This window comes from Bacillus sp. FSL K6-2819, assembly GCF_038008305.1.
Taxonomy (GTDB): Bacteria; Bacillota; Bacilli; order Bacillales; family Bacillaceae; genus Bacillus; species Bacillus amyloliquefaciens.
In genome coordinates, this window is the sequence record NZ_JBBOYV010000001.1 from 3,347,178 (window position 1) to 3,370,484 (window position 23,307).

Annotated in this window: 25 protein-coding genes, 1 tRNA gene and 1 pseudogene; 11 read left to right on the top strand and 16 right to left on the bottom strand. The window is 44.5% G+C overall.

The genetic code is table 11. The annotated features are described in order from the left end of the window. Positions 1 to 8: 8 nt before the first annotated feature. The 3 genes from MHH91_RS17520 to MHH91_RS17530 form a co-directional block, all read right to left on the bottom strand. Entirely contained in the window at positions 9 to 464 is a 456-nt protein-coding gene (locus MHH91_RS17520) for a DUF3237 domain-containing protein (RefSeq protein ID WP_038463075.1), read from the bottom strand. 257 nt (positions 465 to 721) lie between these two features. Further along, positions 722 to 1,009 (bottom strand): DUF1433 domain-containing protein, encoded by a 288-nt coding sequence (locus MHH91_RS17525; protein ID WP_014471065.1) that lies wholly within the window; start codon positions 1,007 to 1,009, stop codon positions 722 to 724. Between the two features lie 458 nt (positions 1,010 to 1,467). Continuing rightward, positions 1,468 to 1,812, bottom strand: coding sequence for a DUF1433 domain-containing protein (locus tag MHH91_RS17530; RefSeq protein WP_013353705.1), 345 nt, complete (start codon positions 1,810 to 1,812; stop codon positions 1,468 to 1,470). Between the two features lie 66 nt (positions 1,813 to 1,878). On the opposite strand from MHH91_RS17530, the pseudogene MHH91_RS17535 reads away from it, so the two are divergent. Beyond that, positions 1,879 to 2,016 (top strand): annotated as a pseudogene (locus MHH91_RS17535) (hypothetical protein); the annotation flags it as partial. A 161-nt stretch (positions 2,017 to 2,177) separates the two neighbouring features. Here the strand turns inward: MHH91_RS17535 and MHH91_RS17540 are convergent. Beyond that, a complete protein-coding gene (locus MHH91_RS17540; protein WP_013353706.1) occupies positions 2,178 to 2,492 on the bottom strand; it encodes a DUF1433 domain-containing protein in 315 nt (104 codons plus the stop codon). 51 nt (positions 2,493 to 2,543) lie between these two features. Here MHH91_RS17540 and MHH91_RS17545 point away from each other — a divergent pair, with 51 nt between their 5' ends. Together MHH91_RS17545 and MHH91_RS17550 are read left to right on the top strand one after the other, a co-directional pair. Next, positions 2,544 to 3,971 (top strand): lipase, encoded by a 1,428-nt coding sequence (locus MHH91_RS17545; protein ID WP_013353707.1) that lies wholly within the window; start codon positions 2,544 to 2,546, stop codon positions 3,969 to 3,971. A gap of 12 nt (positions 3,972 to 3,983) precedes the next feature. After that, on the top strand, positions 3,984 to 4,295 hold the full coding sequence (locus MHH91_RS17550; RefSeq protein ID WP_013353708.1) for a hypothetical protein: 312 nt from the start codon (positions 3,984 to 3,986) through the stop codon (positions 4,293 to 4,295). A 48-nt stretch (positions 4,296 to 4,343) separates the two neighbouring features. On the opposite strand, the gene MHH91_RS17555 is transcribed toward MHH91_RS17550, so the two are convergent. From MHH91_RS17555 to MHH91_RS17565, 3 genes are all read right to left on the bottom strand, one after another. After that, positions 4,344 to 4,419, bottom strand: a tRNA-Arg gene (locus MHH91_RS17555). A gap of 186 nt (positions 4,420 to 4,605) precedes the next feature. Next, positions 4,606 to 6,075 carry a glycoside hydrolase family 32 protein gene (locus MHH91_RS17560; RefSeq protein ID WP_014472286.1) on the bottom strand — a complete coding sequence of 490 codons (1,470 nt, stop codon included), beginning with the start codon at positions 6,073 to 6,075 and terminating at the stop codon, positions 4,606 to 4,608. 14 nt (positions 6,076 to 6,089) lie between these two features. Further along, positions 6,090 to 7,322: an MFS transporter gene (locus MHH91_RS17565; RefSeq protein WP_013353710.1), complete on the bottom strand. Its 1,233-nt coding sequence runs from the start codon at positions 7,320 to 7,322 to the stop codon at positions 6,090 to 6,092. A 374-nt stretch (positions 7,323 to 7,696) separates the two neighbouring features. Here MHH91_RS17565 and MHH91_RS17570 point away from each other — a divergent pair, with 374 nt between their 5' ends. Beyond that, positions 7,697 to 8,671 carry a LacI family DNA-binding transcriptional regulator gene (locus MHH91_RS17570; RefSeq protein ID WP_014471068.1) on the top strand — a complete coding sequence of 325 codons (975 nt, stop codon included), beginning with the start codon at positions 7,697 to 7,699 and terminating at the stop codon, positions 8,669 to 8,671. 278 nt (positions 8,672 to 8,949) lie between these two features. After that, positions 8,950 to 9,546 carry an ATP-dependent Clp endopeptidase proteolytic subunit ClpP gene (gene clpP / locus MHH91_RS17575; protein WP_003151513.1) on the top strand — a complete coding sequence of 199 codons (597 nt, stop codon included), beginning with the start codon at positions 8,950 to 8,952 and terminating at the stop codon, positions 9,544 to 9,546. A 42-nt stretch (positions 9,547 to 9,588) separates the two neighbouring features. On the opposite strand, the gene MHH91_RS17580 is transcribed toward clpP, so the two are convergent. After that, the gene (locus MHH91_RS17580) at positions 9,589 to 10,449 is read right to left on the bottom strand and encodes a LysR family transcriptional regulator (RefSeq protein WP_013353712.1); all 861 of its coding nucleotides are present in this window, start codon (positions 10,447 to 10,449) and stop codon (positions 9,589 to 9,591) included. Between the two features lie 171 nt (positions 10,450 to 10,620). Here MHH91_RS17580 and MHH91_RS17585 point away from each other — a divergent pair, with 171 nt between their 5' ends. From MHH91_RS17585 to MHH91_RS17595, 3 genes are all read left to right on the top strand, one after another. Beyond that, positions 10,621 to 11,751, top strand: coding sequence for a 2-methylaconitate cis-trans isomerase PrpF family protein (locus tag MHH91_RS17585; protein ID WP_013353713.1), 1,131 nt, complete (start codon positions 10,621 to 10,623; stop codon positions 11,749 to 11,751). A gap of 43 nt (positions 11,752 to 11,794) precedes the next feature. After that, on the top strand, positions 11,795 to 13,171 hold the full coding sequence (locus MHH91_RS17590) for an MFS transporter (protein WP_013353714.1): 1,377 nt from the start codon (positions 11,795 to 11,797) through the stop codon (positions 13,169 to 13,171). A gap of 182 nt (positions 13,172 to 13,353) precedes the next feature. Beyond that, complete coding sequence (locus tag MHH91_RS17595) at positions 13,354 to 14,193, top strand: hypothetical protein (RefSeq protein WP_014471069.1); 840 nt, start codon at positions 13,354 to 13,356, stop codon at positions 14,191 to 14,193. 9 nt (positions 14,194 to 14,202) lie between these two features. Here the strand turns inward: MHH91_RS17595 and MHH91_RS17600 are convergent, their stop codons facing one another. Beyond that, positions 14,203 to 14,778 carry a TIGR00730 family Rossman fold protein gene (locus MHH91_RS17600; protein WP_013353716.1) on the bottom strand — a complete coding sequence of 192 codons (576 nt, stop codon included), beginning with the start codon at positions 14,776 to 14,778 and terminating at the stop codon, positions 14,203 to 14,205. Positions 14,779 to 14,893: 115 nt separating this feature from the next. Between MHH91_RS17600 and MHH91_RS17605 the strand changes: the two genes are divergently transcribed. Next, entirely contained in the window at positions 14,894 to 15,214 is a 321-nt protein-coding gene (locus tag MHH91_RS17605; protein WP_013353717.1) for a MazG nucleotide pyrophosphohydrolase domain-containing protein, read from the top strand. A 45-nt stretch (positions 15,215 to 15,259) separates the two neighbouring features. On the opposite strand, the gene MHH91_RS17610 is transcribed toward MHH91_RS17605, so the two are convergent. Both MHH91_RS17610 and MHH91_RS17615 read right to left on the bottom strand, forming a co-directional pair. Continuing rightward, complete coding sequence (locus MHH91_RS17610) at positions 15,260 to 16,849, bottom strand: SulP family inorganic anion transporter (protein ID WP_013353718.1); 1,590 nt, start codon at positions 16,847 to 16,849, stop codon at positions 15,260 to 15,262. Between the two features lie 2 nt (positions 16,850 to 16,851). Then, complete coding sequence (locus MHH91_RS17615) at positions 16,852 to 17,439, bottom strand: beta-class carbonic anhydrase (protein WP_340978730.1); 588 nt, start codon at positions 17,437 to 17,439, stop codon at positions 16,852 to 16,854. Positions 17,440 to 17,821: 382 nt separating this feature from the next. Here MHH91_RS17615 and MHH91_RS17620 point away from each other — a divergent pair, with 382 nt between their 5' ends. Then, positions 17,822 to 18,787 carry a 2-hydroxyacid dehydrogenase gene (locus MHH91_RS17620; RefSeq protein ID WP_013353721.1) on the top strand — a complete coding sequence of 322 codons (966 nt, stop codon included), beginning with the start codon at positions 17,822 to 17,824 and terminating at the stop codon, positions 18,785 to 18,787. A 204-nt stretch (positions 18,788 to 18,991) separates the two neighbouring features. Next, on the top strand, positions 18,992 to 19,381 hold the full coding sequence (locus MHH91_RS17625) for a ribonuclease (RefSeq protein WP_232469747.1): 390 nt from the start codon (positions 18,992 to 18,994) through the stop codon (positions 19,379 to 19,381). A gap of 42 nt (positions 19,382 to 19,423) precedes the next feature. On the opposite strand, the gene MHH91_RS17630 is transcribed toward MHH91_RS17625, so the two are convergent. The 5 genes from MHH91_RS17630 to rapZ are packed head-to-tail and all read right to left on the bottom strand — an operon-like array spanning position 19,424 to position 23,290. Next, positions 19,424 to 20,170, bottom strand: a complete 747-nt coding sequence (locus MHH91_RS17630) for an arylamine N-acetyltransferase family protein (protein ID WP_013353723.1) — start codon at positions 20,168 to 20,170, stop codon at positions 19,424 to 19,426. Positions 20,171 to 20,194: 24 nt separating this feature from the next. After that, complete coding sequence (locus MHH91_RS17635; protein WP_013353724.1) at positions 20,195 to 20,452, bottom strand: HPr family phosphocarrier protein; 258 nt, start codon at positions 20,450 to 20,452, stop codon at positions 20,195 to 20,197. Between the two features lie 23 nt (positions 20,453 to 20,475). Next, on the bottom strand, positions 20,476 to 21,426 hold the full coding sequence (whiA, locus tag MHH91_RS17640; RefSeq protein ID WP_007407421.1) for a DNA-binding protein WhiA: 951 nt from the start codon (positions 21,424 to 21,426) through the stop codon (positions 20,476 to 20,478). 26 nt (positions 21,427 to 21,452) lie between these two features. After that, complete coding sequence (locus MHH91_RS17645; protein ID WP_014471072.1) at positions 21,453 to 22,406, bottom strand: gluconeogenesis factor YvcK family protein; 954 nt, start codon at positions 22,404 to 22,406, stop codon at positions 21,453 to 21,455. Further along, the gene (gene rapZ / locus MHH91_RS17650) at positions 22,403 to 23,290 is read right to left on the bottom strand and encodes an RNase adapter RapZ (protein WP_014472290.1); all 888 of its coding nucleotides are present in this window, start codon (positions 23,288 to 23,290) and stop codon (positions 22,403 to 22,405) included. Before rapZ ends, MHH91_RS17645 begins: the two co-directional genes overlap by 4 nt. Between the last annotated feature and the right edge of the window lie 17 nt (positions 23,291 to 23,307).

A 23,307-nucleotide genomic window follows, 5' to 3' on the forward strand; every position in this document is an offset into this window, starting at 1 on the left:
TATTATTATTATTGAACTTCATAAATATCCAACCGAATGTCATCCGGCAATCTGACCGCAGCCCCGATAAACATCCGGTCCTGCAGATGCTGATATGCCTTACTGCTTGTTTTAAACACAGGCACAGTGCGGAAATACACGTGCTCGTGATCAATGATGCGCCCCTCTGCAGCCTGCTGGCGGAACGGTTCACTGACTTGGCGGATGCCGTTGTTCTCAACATAAATGACTTCGTGCTCTTCGGTTTCCAGCGCGTACCTAGCAGAAAGATCAACCCGGCCGTTCGGACGGATGATCTGGGCGTCTGCCCCGCCCGGGAGAACACGCCCCTTTACGGCGCCGCTGACCGTTCCGCCCCGAATCAGGATCAGCTGCCTTTTCCCTAATCCAGTCTGCCCAGCAACGATCGGTTCATCCACTTTAATTTGCAGAGACATCACTTTTTTTAAAGAAGGTTCATTCAGGACGTATCACCTCCCAAGACATTATGTTTATATATACATGTAACTATTTACATGATTAATTGTAACGCTGTTAAAATGGACTGTCAAATGATGAGATGCTTCACCCGGTAAAAAGGTGTTTAATAAAAAAGACAAGGACGGCAAATGCCGAAACCCTTGTCTTTTTCATTTACTCTGGCGCTCCTTAGGTCCATGCTCACATGCGGCTCGCGAACTAGAAAGGAATCATAAAGAGGTTTTCTCTATTCCAGCGCCTTTTAGTATTCACATTCTTTTTCTTGACACTCAGGTTTCTCTTCAGCATCGACTAAAGATATCCCTATTTCATCATTCGTTTTGTCATAAAGTCCGAAAAATTCTTTTTCCTTATTACCATTCAAGTAACCCTCGATGGAAATTCCCCCCATAGGATCTATTTTGTAATCGTTATCGTATGTAATGTGCTTTATATTTTTGTAATTAGCTTTTATATAGCTTTCCATTTTATCTTTCGCTTGGTTAAAAAGTTCTTGTTCTGCTTCTTTTTTATCATGTTGGTACTTCAAGTAGGTACCTCCTGACGCTATAACCATTACAAACACCAGGATAATTATGTATTTATTCACAAACTCATCCTTTCTTATATTAAATTTATATCTACTTTTGGGGTGTTGTACATGTCTAAAAAACATGAATGTATCAAAAGTCGAGAATACTTTTATATAAGCGTTAGTTACACTTGCCTAAAGGGTGTGTGAATTTCTAAAAAATCTTATAGTTAGATCTAGGTTAAATGAAGTTATGAAGAGGAAGGGAATTCAAAGCCAGAAAGAATTGGCTGAGTTAGGTTAGCTCTATGAGGCTGCGATAAGCAGATTTAAAACAAATATCAAGATATGATATCACAACACTATTCATTATTAACAGAGGATTAAATGTGCCTATGGAAGATTTGTTTTATATCGAGGAGATAGAGGGTAGGCAATAAAACAAAATTAGCCCAGCTCGATTTGAGCGGGCTAATTTATCTTGTACAAAGCTTATCTTTACATTCTTCTTTGGGTTCGGCATCAACCGTATATGACAATATTTCTTTATTACTTGGATCATATAGACCTTCAAACTCTTTTTTTCCGTTAGTATAACCCTTAACACTAATACCACCCATTGGATTAATATAGTAATCCTCAGAAAAATGGATATCATCCACATTTTTATAGTTCGTTGTTAAAAACTTTTCCATATGATTCTGGGCTTCTTCGAATAACGCAATCTCTTTTTTCTTTTGATCATACTGATGCTTCATAAAAAGACCCCCAACTGCTATAATTATTAAAATAAGGATAATTATGTACTTTTTCTTTTTCATTTGGAAATCAACCCTTTCCTATAAATAACTGTCGTTTTTAAGTAAACGAAATGAGCGAAAACTTGATATGAATATACTTTCAGCATGCCAAAAGCAAAGCTAACCAATTCAGAATTCATCGCGATTGTTGCTGACAAGTTAAGATTGGAACTTAAAGCGAGTAAAATGCTATCTGACGTTTTTCCTATCGTTGAGTTGTCATGATATTTGTACGCAGTTACCGTTAATTATCGGGGATACCTCGACAAATGAGACGGTAGAGGCGATTGATCTCAGGAATAGGTTTGAACTGTATGAGAAACATATCACGAATTTTGTAAGATAATTAAACAAAATAAATACCCACTCATCCTGAGGTGGGTATTTTATCTTTCTTCGGCATTGACCACTGAAATACCTATCTCTTTGTTCGTTGGATCGTATATACCGGAAAATTCTTTTTCTTTATTATTATTTATGTAACCTGAAACTTCGACTCCGCCTGTCGGATCGATATTGTAGTCTTTGGAAAAGTGAACTTCCTGCACATTTTTATAGTCTTTTTTTAAGTAATTCTTCATATGATCTTGCGCCTCATTCACAAGTTTCTCTTCGTTCTTATGTTTGTCATATTGATGCTTCACGAAAAAACCTCCCACTGCTATAATTATAACAATTAGGATAATAATGTATTTTCTCATGCGTATCATCCTTTCGAACTTATTTTACAATATATGAAAGGTGATGTATATATGCCAAAAGGAAAAGAAATAACCGTCTCAAATGTTACAGATAAAGAATATTACCGTTTGAGTCAGGCGGCCTACCACTATAAAATGTTAGCCCTGCACATGAAATATAAAACCCCCTATAAAATCAGTAAGACGTCATATTGGTACATTGAGAAAGTTGAGCAGGATTCTGATACGGGTCTTGATGCCTTTGTATTCTCAAAAGGTGTAAAGACAAAAGACGGCAAGTGGGCGAAGTCTGATAACCCCGAAAACGTCGTCATCGCCTTTGCGGGAACCGATATCGGAAAAGATCCGATCAATGACGGCGTAAAAGCAGACGGCGGGAACATTGTTTTCGGAAATGATCCGAAAAAAGAAGCCCATTATATTGTTAAAAAAGGCGCCAAAGACACATCTAAAACACTCGGAAAATATAATGGAACACCTACTCAAGACGCCATGCTTACAACGGGAAACTATAAGCTGCTGACGAAAACATCGCAAATTGATCAGGCAGATCAGCTCGTGAAACAAGTCAAACGCAAATACGGAACATCAACAATCGTTTCAACAACCGGCCATTCACTGGGAGGCGCAGAAGCGGAATACAGTGCGGTCAACAATGATATTTACGCAGTCGCTTTTAACAGTCCTTCTGTCGTAAAACTGCATGATAAAGAAACACAGAAAGACATCAACAGCGGCTTATACGATCCTTACATACGATCAATCATCAATCCGGACGACATGGTCGGGGCAGGTTATTGGAACGAATATGACCGGCATAACGGGACAACGATTTATACGAAAAACCCCTCACTCTCACAGTTCAGCCGAAAGCTGCGGCTTGATGGGAGCTTGAGCGAGCAGATCGGCAAGAATCTCGCTTATTTCTTCACTACCGTCATTCTGAGAAATCCGGATACACACGGCTTAAATGAAGCAAATTTTATGTTTGACCGAAACGGAAACATCGCAAATCCGAACGGAGATGAATTAGTCTTCGATAAAAACCTCGGAGCTCTCCTCCCGGCCGGTGCGATCGGAAGCGGAGACGCGATTAAAGTAACGCCCGCGATCGCCAAAAAGCTGGCTGAAAAGGTGCAGGCCATGACCGAGGATTTGCGGACAATGAAAAAAGAAGCGCAGAACGCCTATCAGGAGCACGATGAAAAAATCGCCGAGCTGAAAACGGAATTTTACGGCCAAGTCGGACACGGCTTGTTTGATCAGCTTCAGGCACAGGATGTGACCAATACAATAGAAGATATTGCGCAATCCTACGATAAAGGCCCGATTTTTTATGACACTCAGGCTGAGCAGGCGTTTATTGATTCTTTGCAGACGGCGATCACGGACCTTGAAGAGATCGGCGGATTCTTACATACAATAGCGGATGACTTTAAAGAAAAAGATCACATGCTGGCAAACTGGTTACGTTTATAGGAGATGATTTTTATGACGACATTAGACAAGCTTCTGGAACAAAAAGATGATCCCATGAGGAAAATGCTGCAGCGGCAGATGCTGAAAACCGCCATGACGCAGGCAGCGGGGACAAAACTGGAAACAGTGCGCCGAACGCTTCAGCCAAAATTCGATTTAAACACATTGAAAGATGAATTAACTGAAGTTTATTCAGCCCTATTGAACAGCTTCGAAGGCAAGGCGCAAAAAGCTCTCGCACAGCGGATCAGTGAAAGTGCGCAGCTGATTGCCGGAGCTGAAAATAACAGAGACACATTCATTAACAGCTTCAAAACAAGGTAAACAAAAAAACCTCACAGATTGATTCATCTGCGAGGTTTTTAACTGTTACGCGCTCGGAGGGATTCGAACCCCCGACAGACGTGGTACCGGAAACCACCGCTCTATCCAACTGAGCTACGAGCGCACGTTATTTCAATCAGATACCTTTATATTATAATAAAGAAACGTGCAGAAAGCAATACTTTTTCAATGAAACGTGATTTACGGCGTATCGTGACAGGATTATGCAGCGTTCTCATGCAGCATAATCCCGCATCATATAACGGCTATTGGTTTGCGAGCAGACACGCCGCCGAAACGCTGCAATGTTTCAGCTTTTTTTCCAAATGTCTTTTAACGTCCAATAGGTGAATTCCTCAACCTTTACAGCGCCTTTCTCAGAAAACAGCTCAAGCCCCAATCTGCCCTCTTTCGGATAGATACGGCTTGTCATCGTTGCTTCTCCATGATTGGCGAATACTTCAATCGAAGACCTGTCAATAAATATTCGCAGCGCCAGCTTGCCGCTTGCATCCATCCGCACTCTTCTCACACCGTCTTTCGCTTTCCCCATCTTGGTGCAATCAAGTGTCAATTTTTTATCCGTTAGATTGTACTTAAGCACAAGTTCCTCTTCATCAAGGCCGCGAATTTTAATACCTGCCGTTTCGGCATCGCAATCGTTTACATCATACACGACTTGGACTTCCAGCAGCTCTTCGGATGTCTTTGCCGAGTAACTGCCTGAAACGGACCGGCCGGCACATTCCCGATATTTCATTTTTCGCAGCTGCTTGGTTTCTTCCACGGGATTCATCAAAAGTTTATGATCATCACGCAATGTCAGTTCCCGCGGCAGTGTCAAAGCACCGCACCATCCGTCCGCTTTTGTCGGCATCTCGGATTCCCACATATCCATCCAGCCGACGGCAATTCTGCGTCCTTTATCATCCAGTAATGTTTGAACGGCGTAAAAGTCATGGCCGTGATCCAGTTCTTTAAAAGCGCCGTGTGTAAATTTATTTGTTTCATCATTATAGTCACCAATTAAATAACCGGTTTGATGTAAATTTTTATAGGAATCACCGTCGGCTTCAATACCCTGTGGCGAAATTAGCAGGACATGTTTGCCGCCTAATTCAAAGAAATCAGGACATTCCCACATATAGCCGAGATGACCGTCACTTTGGGCGAGAACACCTGCGTATTCCCAATTACGCAAATCAGATGAACGGTATAAAATGACCCGCCCGACGTTTTCTTTTGTGGAATTGCCGACTACCATATACCAGTCTCCGCGATGCTTCCACACTTTCGGGTCGCGAAAATGGCGGGAGCTGTCTTCCGGCGGTTCCGCAATAACAGGGTTATCTTGAAGCTTTTCAAACACTGCACCATCTTGGCTGACAGCGATATTTTGAGTTTGATAGAAAAGGTCTTTCTCGGGGTCAATCATGTTATGCCCGGTATAGATTAAGACAAGTCTTCCACGATCATCGACCGCGCTTCCCGAAAAACAGCCGCTTTGATCAAATGCGTCGCCCGGCGCTAAGGCAATCGGCAAGTGCTCCCAATGAATGAGGTCTTTACTCTTTACATGCCCCCAATGCATCGGCCCCCAGTTCTCATCAAACGGATGATGCTGAAAAAAAACGTGGTATTCTCCCTTAAACTGAATAAGTCCGTTCGGATCATTGATCCAATTCGCCCGGGGCATAATATGGTACCCCAGCCGATATCTTTGTTTCACTTTACCCTCGGCTTTCTTCAAGGCTTCTTCCGCCTGCTGAATTCTATCCATTTGCGACATCCTCTCTATCCGATTTTTTGTAAATGCTGCACGCGCCTGCTGTTTTGTTTCGGGCCCAATAAAGTAAATATGGAGATGACGGTAAAACCAAAGACGACGATTCCCATGATGAGATAGGTTTGCCGGAACCCCGCACTGTCATATAATCCTCCCGCCAGCGGCGACAGAATCGACGCGCCTGCCTGAGATGCGAATTGGAAACCGACGAGATAAAGGACGGACGACAGACGCGTATCAAAATTGGCCGCCAAATATTTAAAAACGGCGATCAGCATAATCGGCAGTTCCAGTGCGTGGATGAGTTTCATTGATGAAATTCCTACTGGCTCAACTGCAATTCCGGACCCGACGATGCGGAAAGCCATTAAAAACCCCGCTAAAATCAAACTGTTTTTCGCTCCGAACTTATTGACGATAAAAGGCGCAAGAAACATCATGCCGGCCTCCAAAAATACCTGGAACGAATTAAGATAGCCGAATACTTGGTTGCCTATCGCCACTGAAGGAAATAAAGACGCATAGTAGATCGGGAACTGCTGATCATATACGCCGTAAATGCAGGTCACGCCGATAATGTACATCATAAAAAACCAAAAATCCTTTATTAAAAAGAGACGACCCACATCTTTTAACCGGACCGAATCCGCTCTGTTTTTCTCATGGTCGGTCATTTCGATTTTCACAGACATGATAATGGCCGTTAAAATGACGGCTGATACAGACGCAATCCAGAAGTTGATATTGGGATTGATATTGAAAAGCTGCCCTGCAAAAAATGCAGCGGCCGCCCAGCCCAGCGAGCCCCACATTCTTGATTTTCCATACTCGAATTGATATTTCCGGCTGACCTTTTCAATGTAAGTTTCAATCGCGCCTATCCCCGCTAAAAAAGCGGCACCCAAATACAAGCCTCCGACAGCCGCGCCAAGGAAGACGTTGTACTGCAGGAGCGGTCCATAGATGAAAATATAAAACGGACCTGTAAATAGGAGAAGAAAGCTGATCATAAACAATATCTTTTTCTTCAGCCCCAATTTGTCAGAGATAAAACCGTAAAGAGGCTGCATGCACAGGGCAAATACGGCATTTACAGAAAAGATAATGCCTGTCGCTGATCCGTTTAAATTGATTTCTTGCCCTAACCAAATCGCAAATAAAGAATAGCTGGAAGACCAAGTAAAAAAGAAAAAGAAAAAATAAGCACTCAGTTGCCAATACAGACTTTTTGCGCTTTTCATGTTCACCGCTCCTTTGATCGGACATGGATATTTCTTAATCTCCGTTCCCGAACTGCTTGCTGAGCCACGTACTTCCTACTTCTTTTTCAGCAGATTCATGCGAGTGTTTGGTAAGCGCTTTCTTTTTTGCCGCTGTTCGCCCCTTTCACTTTTGCGGCAGCAATATCCTTTTTTGTAAAGCACTTTCAAAAAGAATTGTATGTCAACCGGTTTCATATGTCAATCGGTTGACATATATTTTTCTGATTATTAAAACTAATCCTGCTCACATGAAAACAGACACATGGAGTTTCCTTGCACATGTCAGCCCGATTCTCTAAAATAGTGCGTGACGAGAATTGTAAGCCATTTCAGTAAAGCAGGAGGGCAAGGGAATGAAGCCTAACATTCATGATGTTGCAAAAATAGCGGGAGTTTCCTCTACAACCGTTTCGCGGGTATTAAATAACCGCGGCTATATCAGCGAAAAAACAAAAGAAAAAGTGTACAGGGCGATGGAAGAAATCAATTACTTTCCAAACGATCTGGCCCGCTCCTTATTCCGAAAACGAACCAATTTAATAGGGCTTATCATTCCGAACTCCAGCAACCCGTTTTTCGGCGAACTCGCCTTTCATATTGAAAGCATTTGTACGTCCATGGGCTACAAACTGCTGCTTTGCAACAGTTTACATCGGAAAGACAAAGAAGAAAAATATTTGGAAATGCTGATTAGAAACCAAGTGGACGGCGTCATCGCCGTGACTTATAACCGGGGAATTCTCAATTACCACAAGCAAAATCTGCCGATTGTCGCCATTGACCATTACTTATCGGACTCGATTCCCGTCGTCGGCTCAGACAATTATGACGGCGGAAAAAAAGCGGCGGAACTGCTGATCGAAAAAGAGTGCCGGCACATCGTCCATATCAACGGTCCGATTGAACTCACTACACCGGCAAACCTCAGAAGAAAAGCATACGAAGATGTCATGCATAAACACGGACGGCAGCCCATTACATACGAAGTGCCCTTTTATCAAGATTACCATGACATCATTTCAACATTATTTGATGAACAGCCTGACACCGATGGAATTTTTGCCAGCGATGATATCATGGCAGCCGCAGTTATGACCGAGGCTAAAAAACGGGGAAAAGACATCCCCAATCAATTAAAAGTGATCGGTTATGACGGCACCGAGACCGTTCAATCAATTCTGCCGGAATTGACAACCATCCAGCAGCCGATCGAATTGATTTCCAAAACAGCCATCGAGATTTTAGCTAAAGAAATTGAAGGCGAATTTGATGATATTCCGCCGGAAACGTATTTGCCGGTACGGCTTTTGGAAGGACGGACAACTTAATCAGGTGCGGTGCTGACGCGTCTGCGGTCTATTTCGAATGCCCCGGCCATATAATTTTCTCAAGCTCCGGGGGCGCGGTATAGGGCAGCTCGGCATACAGCAGCCTATTGACCATTGATCACTTCCATTTTCACTTTGCTGTTTGAACTTTTTGTTTTCTGGGAAAAATGGTTTTAGAAGAAAAGGTTGGCATTTTGGTCAGCGTTTTGTTTGACCTTTATTGACCAAAAATGTATCATGTAAATACATACTTACCTAAAAGGTGAAGGAGGAGCATTATGAATTTAATACCTACAGTCATTGAACAAACGAACCGCGGAGAAAGAGCTTATGACATTTACTCCCGTCTTTTGAAGGACCGTATTATCATGCTTGGATCTGCGATTGATGACAACGTTGCAAACTCCATCGTGTCACAGCTTTTATTCCTTGAAGCGGAAGACCCTGAAAAAGATATTTCCATTTACATTAACAGCCCTGGCGGATCAATCACTGCCGGTATGGCAATCTATGATACAATGCAGTTCATTAAACCGAAAGTATCCACGATCTGCATCGGTATGGCCGCTTCTATGGGAGCATTCTTACTTGCTGCCGGAGAAAAAGGCAAACGTTACGCGCTTCCTAACAGTGAAGTCATGATTCACCAGCCGCTTGGCGGAGCGCAAGGACAGGCGACTGAAATTGAAATCGCTGCTAAACGCATTCTCTTGCTTCGCGATAAATTAAACAAAGTGCTTGCTGAACGTACCGGCCAGCCGCTTGAAGTGATCGAGCGCGACACGGACCGCGACAACTTCAAATCAGCTGATGAAGCTTTAGAATACGGCTTAATCGATAAAGTGCTGACACGCAATACGGAAGACCAGAAGTAATATCCCGCCTGCAAGAGAGACTCAACCTCTTGCAGGTTTTTTTTATGCTTTCTCTTCATTCAAAAAAGTAATGAATGCTTTTACGACAGACAATTCTAACACTGAAGAATCATACATGAGCCACGTATCGCGTATCACAGGCTCGTTATTTTTATAGGAAAGCGCCAAGGTGTATAATTCATCAGAAGGCTGAAGACAGATTTCCGGCACAACAGAATAACCGAGGCCGTTTTTCACCATCTCTTTACAGGTTTCCTGCCTGTCTACCTCCATTGCAATGAAAGGCGGCTCGGAAAATTGATTATTCCACCATTTTTGAATCAAACTTTTCAAAGAAGCATCTGTTTGATAATAAATCATCGGCAATTTGGGAAGGTCCTCACTGTTGATTTCAGTTTTCGAAATAAGGTACAGCCTCTCTTCATTTAACAGTTGTTTTTCCCCTTGCCAATCATAATTTCCCCTCATAATCCCAAGGTGTACACCGGAATGATGAAGCAGATCCATAACCTTTGCACTCCATCCCGTATTGACGTGGAATTGAACAGACGGATACTGATCAGAAAACCGTTTCAGAATCGCCGGGAGCTTATACTGAGCAAAATTGCTCGAGACTCCTAATCTGAGAACCCCGCTGACTTCATGGCTCATATTGAGGATATCATCCTTCATTTTTCTGAATTCCCGCAGCATCTCTTTCGCATATTCAACGAGATATTCACCTTCTGAAGTGAATTCCATCCCTTTTTTTCTTTTATAAAAAAGGCGCACTCCGAATTGCGCTTCCAAGTTTTTGAGACGATAACTTAACGCCGGCTGCGTCATATATAACCGCTCTGCTGCCTTTGTCATATTTTTTTCTTCGAATAATGTTATGAGTACAACCCAATCCTTTTCATCCATATGAAATCCCCTCAAATATTTTTCTGCTATAGAATTTTCTCCTATTATAAAAGTTTTTTATTCAACTTTATAAAAATTATATGTTTTACTTATAATCCTCATTTATCATACGATATTTCCCAAGGGACCGGTACCTTTTTTCCACACAAAATGATGTAAGGATGAGACAGCATGGAAAAAGTTCCTGTAACCGTCATGAGAGGCGGCACCAGCAAAGGCGTTTTTATTCATCAAAAAGACATGCCAAACGATACAAACCTATGGAGTGATTTTCTTTTAGACATTATGGGGAGCCCTGACGAGAGACAAATTGACGGTCTCGGCGGCGGCCATTCTCTCACAAGCAAGGCAGCCATTATTAATAAATCCGCCAGAAAGGACGCAGATGTTGAGTATACGTTTGCTCAGGTCAGCTTGACTGACAAATTTACCGACTTCAAAGGCAATTGCGGAAATATTTCTTCTGCCGTAGGCCCTTATGCTATTGAGCAAGGGCTCGTTCAAGCGAAAGAGCCAGTTACAAAAGTCAGAATTTTAAACACAAACACACAAAAAGTGTTCATAGCAGAAGTTGAAGTCAAGAATGGAACATTTCATTACCAGGGGAACTGCTCGATTCCGGGGGTTCCGGGCACAGCTTCTCCTATTTATCTTTCATTTCACCAGGCTGAAGGAGCGGTGACCGGAAAGCTGTTTCCGACTGGTCAGCCTATTGATGTTCTCGATACACCGTATGGAAATATCGCGGTATCGATTATCGATTACGCCAATCCGCTTGTCTTTGTAAAAGCAGAGGACGCGGGGCTTACCGGCATAGAACTTCCGGACGAATATACACCGGATATACTTGAAAAACTTGAAGTGATCCGATCGATTGCAGCAGAGAAATGCAGATTCGCTTCAAGACATGAGGCTGCGGCAAAATCACCCGCCGTGCCAAAACTAACTTTAATCTCATCTCCAGCGGATTATATTGATACAAAAGGGATAAAGAGACATGCTCAAGAGATGGACCTTGTCATTCGTATGATGTCCATGCAAAAACCGCATCAAGCTTTAGCCATTACAGGGGCGGTATGTACGACCGCCGGCATGCTATTGCAAGATACATTATTATCTGAATTTTCATTCTCCGGCAAAACGATCCGCTTAGGGCATCCAAGCGGCATTTTAAAAACCGAAGCAGTTGCTGATCCGGCTGGAACAACGATTAAAGTAGTACGCACAGCAAGAAAAATCTCTGAAGGCTATGTGTTTACAAAGCAAAGTTACAACATGAATACGCTGAATCACATTGGTTAATACAAGCCTTCAGACAAGTCAAAGATAAACGGAGGAATACGAGATGATCAATGTAAACGCGTCTAATCGATTAAACAGACTGCCTTTTTCAAGAGCTCATCAAGCGGTGCTCGTTATCCTTTCATTCGCTTACTTTTTTGATTTTATCGATTTAAATACGTTTTCATATGCGGCGCCTTCACTTTTAAAGGAGTGGAATATATCCACTCATACCATCGCTTTTATCACGTCTGTCTCCTATTTCGGAATGTTTATCGGTGCCTCTGCCGGAGGATGGTTTTCAGACCGGTTCGGAAGGAAAAAAGGCTTAATCCTGGTTGTCACCTTTTTCTCTTCCTTCTCCCTCCTCTCTTCTCTGGCTTGGAGCCCTGAAATACTCGGTGTTTTTAGATTTCTTACGAGTTTAGGCATCGGCGCCACGACGATTGTGGCAAGTACGTATATCAGCGAATTTTTCCCATCCGCAACTAAGGGGAAATACCAGGCCATCTGTATTACAATCGGCATATGCGGAATTCCTGCCGCCGGCTGGGTGGCTAAAATGGTCGTGCCGGCCGCCCCTTATGGCTGGCGGTTTATCTTTCTTTTCGGAGCAATCGGTATTTTCTTTCCGCTGATCGCCAAAAAACTGGATGAATCCCCGAAATGGCTGGATACGAAAGGAAAAAGCGAACAAGCACACCGTATTCTGCTTGAGCTTGAGGCAAAGGCTGAAAAAGAAAAAGGTGAACTGCCTGAACCAGCTCCGGCTCTAAAAGGCCGACAAACCCCTGTAAAATCCGTTCCATATCGGACGCTATTTCAAAAGCCTTTAGCAGGAAGGACTTTTGTTTTGATGACGATGTGGGCAGCTTCCACGATTGCAATTCAAGGCTTCGGCACGTGGGTTCCGACCCTTTTGGTAAAAGAAGGCGTATCAATGGATGAGTCTATCGTATACGTCACTCTCGGTACGATCGGTGCCCCGCTGGGCGCTCTCATTGCGTCGCAAATCTCAGACCGTGTGGAACGAAAATGGGCCATTTCTGTTTTATCGTTAATGATTATGGCGCTTGGATTCTTTTACGGCATCAATCCTTTGCCGATGGTCATTGTCATATGCGGATTTCTCATGCACATGTTTGAACGTACTTTCAGTTCGATCGCATATGCCTATACGCCGGAATTATATCCGGTTGAAGCCAGGGCGTCTGGAAACGGCCTCACTTACGGCGTGGGACGTCTTGCGAATGTAGCCGGTCCCTTTGTCGTCAGTTTCCTGTATTCGGGATACGGATTTTTAAGTGTCTTCTTGTTCTTTACAGGCTGCTGGCTTCTTTGTGCACTGACAGTCGGTATATTTGGAATCGGTTCAAAAAAACAAACGATTGAGCAGGATGATATCATATCGGAAGAAACAATCGTGCAACAAAAGTTGTAAACGCATACACTATGCAAACCGCAAAAAACATCCATCTCCTCTGAGGAAATGGATGTTCTTCTTTCAAAACTATCCGCAGTCTCTTTCTCATCTTATTCTCATACATATGTCTTATCATCAAGAAAGGCGTGAGCGCAATGAAGTGGAGAAGACGGTCTTTTCCCAGAAAGAAAAGGTATTTTATGGGCGGAGAACTTTCCGATCAGGATGGATTAGATGCAAGCTACGAACAATCTTCCTTCAGAGCAGTTGATGCCGAAACATATTTCAGGCCCTCTTGTCTTCCTGTCCTGAACACAGCAATTGAAAGTTCCTTTTTTGATCCTTATATTGATAAGCCTGTGAAAAGCATTCATCTGCCCCAATCCCTCTCTTTGGCTCCGGACAAAACGATCTTACATTATTTTAGTGTTTTACGTGAAGCCGAAAATCTTACGCGCGAAAAAGCCGGGGGATGCGGTACAGTCGGCCAGGCACACATTCCCTTTCCGCTGGCCTATGCCTTTTTCACCCCGTCCTATCATAAGAAACATTCCTACAAAGCTTTTCTTGCCTCATTCGAAGGTATTGGCCAGACCCATCTGATTAAATTGAACCGGCTTGAAGACTTGCGATATTTCGTTGAGATCGAAACCATTCAAGGTTCAAATCAAAACGTCACGTTTTTCGCTTATTATCACGGCGTTGTCCAGCTGGAAAAACATAATGGACGATTTCAGATCGGACGAATGACTTGGTATGGCGAAGATTTTTTGTGTGCCGCTTATCATTTGTGGCAGCACAATGCAGAAAGCAGCCTTGATATCAAATTCGGCAAATGGTGCAAGCTTATTAAAAAAAGATGGCCTGTCCGGCAGAATGGTTATGTCAAAACAATTGACTTTGACGGAACAGACGGCCATCATTATCGTTTTGTCTATTTTCAGCTTACGAATGATACAGATAGGTTAGCAAAACAACTGAGAAAAAACAGCTCCGGCCAATGGGAGCAGATTCATATTGATCCTGATGACTGCTTATAGAATCTCCCTTTACACTTCCCGCCATTTCTTATCTAAAATCGGGTATGTGTACTGATTCATCTGTTCAATCAGCTCATCCGGACGTGATGATGTATGAATCAATTGAAGATGAGACTCATTGGAAAAGCCTTCTTTTATACTGTATTTGACCATATTGATCAGCGGTTCAAAATAGCCGTTTACATTATAAAGTCCGATCGGTTTTTGATGAATGCCGATCTGGGTCCAGCACAGCACTTCAAACAATTCTTCATATGTTCCGAATCCGCCGGGCATGGCAATATAGCCGTCAGCCAGCTCACTCATTTTCGCTTTCCGCTCATGCATGCCGCTGACTTCAATCAGCTCCGTCAGATTCTGATGAACAATCTCTCCGCTGAACAGTCCGCTCGGCATGACACCGACAGCTTTTCCGCCGCCTGCCATTAACGCATCGGCAACGGTTCCCATAAGACCGACCCGTGAACCGCCGTAAACAAGGCCGATTCCCTGCTCCGCCATATATTCACCGAGTTCGGCCGCTTTGCGTTTGTACTCTTCATTTACCCCCGGGTTTGACCCCGCAAATACACAAATGGTTTTCATTTTTTCATCTCCGCATCTATATATGTACATCAAAAAATCAAAACACACTATATATTGTCCCATCTCTATATGATAATATCAATAAGAATCATACAGGACATAAGGAGTGTTTCACATGCAGATGGCTGAAACGGAACAATGGATGAAAGACTTTTACGAAAAAAGAGGATGGACGGAATACGGGCCATTTATCAGAATCGGCTTTTTAATGGAAGAAGCGGGTGAGCTCGCCCGGGCGGTAAGAGCATATGAAATCGGGAGAGACCGGCCGGATGAAAAGGACGCGACACAGGCTGAACGCAGGCAGGAGCTGATTGAAGAAATGGGTGATGTCCTCGGAAACCTCGCCATCCTCGCCGATAAGTACGGGATCACCTTAGAAGAGGCGATGAAAGCCCATCAGGAAAAACTGATCAAACGCTTTGAAACCAAATAAAAACACGGCCTGTCCGTTTTTTTCTTGGACAGGCCGCGCCTGAATTTATCCCGTTATCTCGTCCTGATGTTCAAAGAAGTGCTGTTTTCCGATTTTATGGAACAGCCCCGTTTTACGGATCAGCTCCCTCGGCTGTGATTGCAATCCGACGATCATCAATCTGCCGTTATGGCGTTTGATCCGATTCATCACATTCCCCAGCACCGCTTCTGCGGAGGTATCCATGTAATGCACATTATTCATCAGCAGAATAAGCGTCTTCGGCTTTTCCTGAAGCCTCTCCAGCAATGACGATTCCAATGAATCAATGGAACCGAAAAACAGCGGCCCTTCAATGGAATATGTGCTGACGGATGAATCATTTTTCACCGATTTGACGGCGGCATGCGGTGTTTTGATGCTTGTCGATTCGCTCATTTTCCTGATAAAGAAAACAAAAGCGAGCACGAGACCGGCGGAAACGCCGATGATTAAATCAAACAGAACCGTCAGCAAAAAGGTAACCGCCAGCACGAATGAATCAGTGTTTTTCAGCCGCATCATATTGGCGACTTCCCTCCGCTCGCTCATGTTCCAAGCCACAACCATCAACACCGGCGCCATGCTTGCCAGCGGTACATGAACGGCAAGCGGTGCGAAGACGAGCAGGACGAGAAGGACGGTGACTCCGTGGACAATACCGGAAATCGGAGAAACTGCGCCGTTTTTAATATTTGTGGCGGTCCGCGCAATCGCTCCCGTTGCCGGTATGCCGCCGAAAAGCGGCGCGGCCATATTGGCGATGCCCTGCCCGACAAGCTCCCTATTGCTGTCATGCCGTGATCCTTTCATATTATCCGCGACCATCGCTGATAAGATGGACTCAAGTCCGCCGAGAAGCGCAATGATCAGAGCCGACGGAAACATCATAATCATGTTATCAATGGAGAAATCCGGAAGCTGCAAAGCCGGGAGCGACCTCGGAATTTCTCCGTAAGCAGAACCGATTGTCGCCATCCTGTCAGGAAAAAACACAACCGCCGCGGCTGTAGATACAAGCAGCGCCACAAGCGCGCCGGGAATCTTCGGCATCAGCCTTGCTGATAACAGCAAAATGGCCAAAGCGATACCGGCGATGAAAATGCTGTACAAATTAAAGGTTTCGAGCTTCTTGCCGATCTCCGCAATGTTGAGGATAAAGCTTTCATGCTTTTGAACATTGCGCAGACCGAGAAAATGGGCAATCTGCTCCGAGAAGATCAGCACCGCGATTCCGGCCGTAAATCCGACGATCACCGGCTTCGGCACGAATTTCATAATCTTCCCGAGTTTAAATACGCCGAACAGGACGAGCATCACGCCTGCCATAAAACCGGCTACAAGTAAATTCTCAAAACCATACTGCATCACAATGGCAAATAAAATGGGAACAAACGCCCCCGTGGGCCCCCCGATCTGATACTTAGAGCCGCCCAACAGTGAAATCAGAATTCCGGCCACAATAACGGTATAAAGCCCGTATTCCGGACCGACCCCCGAGGCGATGGCAAAAGCCATTCCCAGAGGAATTGCTACAATCCCAACCACAATTCCCGCGATCAAGTCTTTCTGAAATTTCTGCAAATTGTATCCCTGATATCTGCCGGAAAATTGCATCGTCAGCTGCATCCCCCTTTGACCGTTTCATAACCGTCAACGACAACATCCAGCGTCCCCGTCCCCGGATCGATCACAAGCCCGTGCACAGGCACCTCTTCAGGCAAGAGCGGATGATGCCTGACCATATTCACGCTGTGTGCCACGCTTTCTTCAACGCTGTGAAAACCGGTCAGCCATGTTTCCAAGTCGACTCCCGCATGCTCAAGAAGGCTGAGACATTTCTCCTCCACGCCGCGATCTTTTGCTTTATTTAATATGGAAGCATTTAACCCCGACATTCCGCACTCGCGGTGCCCTACGATACAGACTTCCTCAGCTTCCAGTTCATAAACGGCAACCAAAATACTCCGCATGACACTTCCAAATGGGTGAGAAACAATGGCCCCCGCGTTTTTTATGATTTTGGCATCACCGTTTCTGAGTCCCATCGCCTGCGGCAGAAGCTCCGTCAGCCTTGTATCCATACAGGATACGATGACAAGCTTTTTTTTCGGGAATTTTGTCGTTTGGTAAGGCTCATATTTCCTTTCTTGGACAAACTGCTGGTTGTGCTCCAAAATGCTTGATAAAGAAACCATTTTTCTAATCATCTCCCATCCGATTGTATTGCAAGCCTTCTTACCCAGCTTACAGTAAGGAATTATAGCACAGAAAAAGGCGTGGAAAAGGCTTTCAAAAAAAGACACGATAATTTAACTGTAAATTCAGATTATATTCATTTATATCTTTCAAAAATAATAAAATTTATCTTTATACCAACCTATAAAGCTTTTGAAAGCAGCCGTTTCGCTCATTCTGCCTTCAGAAATATAGGCGGATTCTGTTATGGTTTGGGGGAAATACCTTTTCCTCTTTTCATTTTAAGTTCAAAAGAACCAGAAATTTATTCAAATGTGTTTGAATATTTCTCACTTTACCGCTTCTCTTTTATAATAAAATAGAGAAGAAAGACAAAGGAGGAGAAGCCCGTTGAAACCATATGTATTCATCGCGAAACCGATACCGCCGGAAGTCGAACAAATGATAGGCGAACATTGCCGCTATGACATCTGGAAAGAAGATACCATTTCAAAAGAAGAACTGTACGAAAAAATGAAGGATGCTGAAGGCCTGCTGACATCCGGAACGGCGATTGACAGTGATTTACTCGATCACGCGCCGAAGCTGAAGGTCGTCAGCAATAATTCAGTCGGCTACGATAATTTTAATATAGAAGAAATGAAAAAACGCGGGGTCGTCGGCACGCATACGCCATACACCTTGGACGACACTGTTGCTGATCTGGCTTTTTCATTAATCCTGTCTTCCGCCAGACGGGTTGCCGAATTGGATCGATTCGTCCGCGCCGGCAAATGGGGAACTGTTGAGGAAGAATCCCTTTTCGGTATGGATGTCCACCATCAGACGTTAGGAATTATCGGCATGGGCAGAATCGGTGAACAAGCCGCCAAACGGGCAAAATTCGGCTTTGATATGGACGTGTTATACTATAACCGCAGCAGAAAACCGGATGCTGAGAAAGAGCTTGGCGTTACATATGCCGACTTAGACACACTGCTGAAAACGTCAGACTTTGTGCTGTTAATTACGCCGCTTACTGACGAAACGTATCATATGATGGGAGAACGGGAATTCAGACTGATGAAAGATACGGCATTTTTCGTCAATATTTCCCGGGGAAAGACGGTTGATGAGAAAGCGCTCATCCGCGCATTGCAGGAGGGCTGGATAAAAGGCGCCGGTTTAGATGTGTTTGAAAAAGAGCCGGTCTCAGAAGACAATCCGCTTTTACAGCTGGAAAACGTCACATTGCTTCCGCATATCGGGTCAGCAACGGCTAAAATCCGCTTGAATATGTTCACACAAGCCGCTCAAAACATGATTGACGCCGTATACGGAAGAACGCCGAAAAACCTTACTAAGGAATTTCAATAAGAAGAAAAATCCCGGTTGGTTCAGCCGGGGTTTATTTTTCGCTAGATAAAAAGTACTATTTTTAAATTCTTTCTATTCCTTTCTTTCGTTGCTGATACAATGAAAAGGAATCAGCTTCACATGATGAAAATGGGAGGTATTGCTTTGAAAAAACGATTATCGTGGATTTCCGTTTGTTTACTGGTGCTTGTCTCCGCGGCGGGGATGCTGTTTTCAACAGCTGCCAAAACGGAAACATCTTCTCACAAGGCACACACAGAAGCACAGGTTATCAACACGTTTGACGGGGTTGCGGATTATCTTCAGACATATCATAAGCTACCTGATAATTACATTACAAAATCAGAAGCACAAGCCCTCGGCTGGGTGGCATCAAAAGGGAACCTTGCAGACGTCGCTCCGGGGAAAAGCATCGGCGGAGACATCTTCTCAAACAGGGAAGGCAAACTCCCGGGCAAAAGCGGACGAACATGGCGTGAAGCGGATATTAACTATACATCAGGCTTCAGAAATTCAGACCGGATTCTTTACTCAAGCGACTGGCTGATTTACAAAACAACGGACCATTATCAGACCTTTACAAAAATCAGATAACGAAAAAAACGGCTTCCCTGCGGGAGGCCGTTTTTTTCAGCTTTACATAAAGTGTGTAATAAATTTTTCTTCAAACTCTGATCGGTCAATTTCACTTTTTTCCGCCGGGCCATCGTGTTTTTGAATCGTTACATTGCGTTCAGACAGAACCATGTGCCCCTCCGGCGTCCGCTTAGAAGCAAGCAGGCGTTTATTGAATGGAGACCGCTCATGTTCAAAGATCGTTTGTTTCATGGCCTTGAGGTCCTTTTCACCGATTTCTTCAAGTGAAAATGCGTAACCTGTCTGCCAGCCGTCCCCTTTGTTCATTTCAAGCACGTGTGTCCCGAATTCCGTTTGTTCTTTTCTCACACGAAACGCTCCGGCGGCAGATACCGCCTCGGCGCCGGACAGCGGAACGGGCTGCATAGCGAGATTGAGGCCGAAGCCTGTATCAGCGATATATTCATTTCCTTCGGCGGAAAGAAGCACGGCCGCATGTGTGCCGGGCAGCTCCCATCCGTTGTTCCAAACCGTTCCGCGGATCAATTTGACGTCAAATCCGGCGTCCTTCAGTATGAAATAAAGCAGTCCGTTCAAGTCATAACAAAGTCCGCCATGAGGCTCTTTCACCATATGCCGCCACAGTCCTTCTTTCGTGACGTCATATTCTTTTTTGGACAAAACCGCGCGATTTTCAAACGGAAACCGATACGCGAGCGCTTTTAAAAATTCGGGCAGGGTGCTGAAATCGAGTGACTCCTTTTCCCATCCTATCGTTTGATAACAATCTTTCAGGAACTCATTCATCGTTCCGTCCTCCTTACAAAGCGCTTACACTTCTTCCTGCACGTAAGCGGACAGCTTTTCAAGCGCTTCCTTTTCATCCTCGCCTTCAGCGATCAGAGTGACTTCCGTCCCCGTGCTGACCGCCAGGCTCATTAACCCCATAATGCTTTTGGCATTCACTTTCTTGCCGTTTTTCTCAAGAAACACATCTGATGTAAAGCGATTTGCCTCCTGTACAAACAATGCAGCGGGACGCGCCTGCAATCCCGTCTTTAAACGCACTTCCACTTTCTCCTGAACCATAAGATCTCCCCTTTTCTGTACGGTTATTTCAAAGTGATGCTTTGTCCTGTACGCAGCTGTTCTGCGATTTCATCGAGCTTTCTCAGCCTGTGATTGATGCCGGATTTGCTGATTTTCCCGCTTGCAACCATTTCCCCAAGTTCTTTCAGCGTGACTTCCTGATAATCAATCCGCAGCTGCGCAATTTCGCGAAGCTTTTCCGGCAGCGCTTCAAGACCGATCCGTTCATCAATGTATTTAATATTTTCCACCTGTCTGAGCGAAGCCCCGATGGTTTTGTTTAAGTTGGCTGTTTCACAATTTACGAGGCGGTTCACTGAGTTTCTCATATCTCTGACAATCCGCACATCTTCAAAGCGCAGCAGTGAATTGTGGGCGCCGATGACATTCAGAAATTCGGTGATTTTTTCCGCCTCTTTTAAGTACGTAATATAGCCTTTTTTCCGTTCAAGCGTTTTGCTGTTCAGATGAAATTCATTCAGCAGCGCGCATAATGAATCGTTATGTTCCTTATAAAGCGAAAAGATTTCCAAGTGGTATGACGATGTTTCGGGATTATTCACAGATCCCCCCGCCAAAAACGCCCCTCTCATATAAGAACGTTTGCAGCACCGTTTCGCCACCAGTTCCTCAGAAATATTCCGTTCAAATACAAAGTTCTCTCCGAGGATTTTCAATTCCTCCAGAATCAGCTTTGCGTTTTCAGAAAAGCGTACAATATAAACATTGTTTTTTTTCAGCCGCATTTTTTTTCTGACTAACAGTTCGACCGATACATCATATTGTTTCTTCAGCAATGTATAAATGCGGCGGGCAATCGCCGCATTTTCGGTTTGAACGTCAAGCACGAGATGGCGGTTTGAAAATGACAGTGAACCGTTCATCCGAATCAGAGCGGACAGCTCCGCCTTGGCGCAGCAGTCCTTTACTTCCAGATTCGTCAGTTCTTTTTTTGTTTCCGATGCAAATGACATATGAGCCACCTCATTTCAAAAGACCTCTAGTCCCTTAATAAATCAACGAGAAGAGAAGCCACTTTATGTGTATCGTGACGGATTACGCCATTTTTATACGTGATAATCTGGTCCCTGATGACCTCAAGCCCCATGGCTTTCAGCTTTTCAACGTTAAATTCAACGGGCCGGGCCAGCTCTTTCGCATATTTGCTTTTGATTTCGTCAGGGATATCTTCATTATTGATTAAAATCGTGTCGATAAACGGCTGCTCCATATGATCGTTCAGCGCCTTAACATGGTCGGCCGCGCTGTATTGAAGCGTTTCACCGGGCTGGGTCATGACGTTGCAGATATATACTTTTTTGGCCGCAGCCTTGACGACTTCCTCGCCGATTTTCGGCACGAGCAGATTCGGAAGAATGCTTGTGTACAGGCTTCCCGGACCGATAATGATTAAATCGGCCTGGCGGATTACCTCAATCGTTTCCGGCAGCGGATCAATTTTTTCAGGCGTAAGGAACACCCGTTTAATGCGCTGGCCGTAAGAAGGGATTGTCGATTCTCCGGAGACGACCTGCCCGTCCTCCATTTCGGCGTGAAGAACGACACTGGTATTGGCAGCCGGCAGCACTCTGCCGCGGACATTCAGCACCTTGCTCATTTCGGTGACAGCATGAAAAAAATCACCGGTTATATTTGTCATTGCTGCCAAAATCAAATTGCCAAGCGAATGTCCGGTTAAATCGCTTCCTTTGTTGAAACGGTGCTGAAACAGATTTTCAACGAGCGGCTCAACATCTGACAAAGCGGCCAGTACGTTACGGATGTCACCCGGCGGCGGAATTTGAAGTTCATCCCGCAGACGGCCTGAACTTCCGCCGTCATCAGCAACTGTCACAATCGCCGTAATATCAACGGGCTTATGCTTTAATCCCCGAAGCAGCACGGACAGACCCGTTCCGCCGCCGAAGATTGCGATTTTCGGCTTCTTATTCATTTCCGGCTTCTCTTTTCAATGTCCCGGTGAGTGACATGAGTATAGAAATCCTTTTTAAAATAATCAGCCAGATACTCAGCGAGTGTAACGGAGCGGTGCTGGCCGCCCGTACAGCCGATCGCGATGACAAGCTGGCTTTTTCCTTCACGCTTATAGGACGGAAGCATAAAGCTGAGCAGATCAACAAGCTTTTCGATAAACTTTTGGGTTTCGTTCCACTTCATCACATAGGATGACACTTCCTCATCTTTCCCCGTAAGCGGCCTCATGCTTTCAATGTAGAACGGATTCGGCAGAAACCTTACATCAAACACGAGGTCGGCATCTATCGGAAGGCCGTATTTGAAACCGAATGACATCACGTTCACTGTAAATGTTTCACCTTGGTTCGTGGCGAAATGCGCCACGATTTTTTCACGCAGATCACGCGGTTTCATATCCGATGTGTCATATATCAGCTGAGAACGCCCTTTCAATTCTTCAAGCAGCTGGCGTTCCAGCGCGATTCCTTCAAGAGGAAGCCCCGTAGCGGCCAGCGGATGAGAACGTCTCGTTTCTTTATATCTCGTCACAAGGATGGAATCCTTAGCGTCTAAAAAGAGAATGCGCGGTGTAATCCACGGATTTTCCGCCATTTCATCCAGCGCCTCAATCAGCCTGTCAAAAAATTCACGTCCCCGCAGATCCATGACAAGCGCGACCTTGCTCATTTTTGAACTTGATTCTTTCATCAGCTCCAAAAATTTCGGCAGCAAGGAAGGCGGCAGATTGTCGACGCAAAAATAGCCGAGATCCTCAAAGCTTTGGATGGCGACGGTTTTCCCCGCTCCAGACATTCCCGTTATAATGACGAGCTGAATATCATGATTTTCATTCACACTCATCTTTCTCCCCCCTGCGG